At 73.8% G+C, this 538-nt stretch carries 1 protein-coding gene; it reads right to left on the reverse strand.

Annotated elements, in window-relative coordinates:
- Positions 1-536 (reverse strand): (2Fe-2S)-binding protein (locus tag ACIKT0_RS19885; protein WP_407106961.1); only part of this gene is annotated, 536 nt, incomplete at its 3' end.
- Between the last annotated feature and the right edge of the window lie 2 nt (positions 537-538).

The raw sequence follows: 538 nt of genomic DNA on the forward strand, positions 1-538 counted from the left end.
GGGCCAAGCGACCGCCGGTCGGCGATCGGCGCGACGCCGCGGGCGCGGCGCTCCTCGATCACCGACTGGATCGCGCGGACGATGCCGAGATAGCCGGTGCAGCGGCAGAGATTGCCCGCGAGGCCGACCCGGATGCGGCGCTCGTCCGGCTCCGGAAGGCGCAGGACGAGGTCACGCGCCGCCACCAGCATGCCGGGCGTGCAGAAGCCGCATTGCAGCGCGTGCTCGCGGGTGAAGGCGGCGCGGAGTTCGCTCGTCAGTTGGTCGTCGTCGAGACCCTCGATCGTCGTGACGGACGCGCCGGAGCAGACCGCCGCGAAGGTGAGGCAGCTGCGCGCCGGCTCGCCGTCCACCAGCACGGTGCAGGCGCCGCAGACGCCATGCTCGCAGCCGAGATGCGTGCCGGTGAGGTTCAGCTCCTCCCGCAGGAAATCCGCGAGGTGGGTGCGCGGCTCGACGGCGCGCGAGACGGCGCGCCCGTTGACGGTGAGATCGAGCGCGGCGGCGGCGGAGGGGGGTCGGACGGGGGCGTTCATGC

Source organism: Hansschlegelia beijingensis (genome assembly GCF_045505405.1).
GTDB lineage: Bacteria > Pseudomonadota > Alphaproteobacteria > Rhizobiales > Methylopilaceae > Methylopila > Methylopila beijingensis_A.